At 66.9% G+C, this 525-nt stretch carries 1 protein-coding gene and 1 pseudogene; one reads left to right on the top strand and one right to left on the bottom strand.

Annotated elements, in window-relative coordinates; all coding sequences use genetic code 11:
• Positions 1-357 (bottom strand): transposase (locus tag MFF58_RS31975; RefSeq protein ID WP_238294361.1); only part of this gene is annotated, 357 nt, incomplete at its 3' end.
• Between the two features lie 72 nt (positions 358-429).
• Between MFF58_RS31975 and MFF58_RS32770 the strand changes: the two are divergent.
• Positions 430-525 (top strand): annotated as a pseudogene (locus tag MFF58_RS32770) (IS481 family transposase); the annotation flags it as partial.

The raw sequence follows: 525 nt of genomic DNA, 5'->3' as shown, positions 1-525 counted from the left end.
CCGGGTGCTCATGCCGCGGGCGTACAGCGACACGATCTTGTCGTCGAAGCCGGGAAAGCGGCGCTGATAGCGAGCGATCAGCTGCGGATCGAACGTCGCCTGCCGGTCGCGGGGGATCGCCAGCTCGATCCGGCCTGTCTCGGTCGTGACTGTCTTGCGGCCATAGCCGTTGCGCGTGTTGCCAGCGTCCTCGCCCGCCAGATGGTGGTCCATCTCGGCGTTGAGCGCCCGCTCGGCCAGGGCCTTCTTCAACTCGTCCAGCAAGCCGTCGGCCTCGAACGCCGTCTTCGGGTCAGCCCCGGCCAGGAGCTGATCCAGGAGCGCGTCAGGGATACGGGGTGCTTTGCGTCGTGCCATCGGGAACCTCCGTCGGATCCACTATGGCCGCCCCCACACGAAATTCCTGACAGTCCCCGCCAGACCAGCACCGATGCTCGGATGGGACCGAAGGAGCCCCGATCCAGCGTGCTTAGCTTGGAGGACGAGGCGGTCATCGTCGCTTTCCGCCGGCACACTCTGCTGCCG

The organism is Methylobacterium longum, from assembly GCF_022179385.1.
Lineage (GTDB): Bacteria > Pseudomonadota > Alphaproteobacteria > Rhizobiales > Beijerinckiaceae > Methylobacterium > Methylobacterium longum.
Note: the sequence above shows the minus strand (reverse complement) of the source record. Positions and strands in the feature narration are given on the sequence as shown.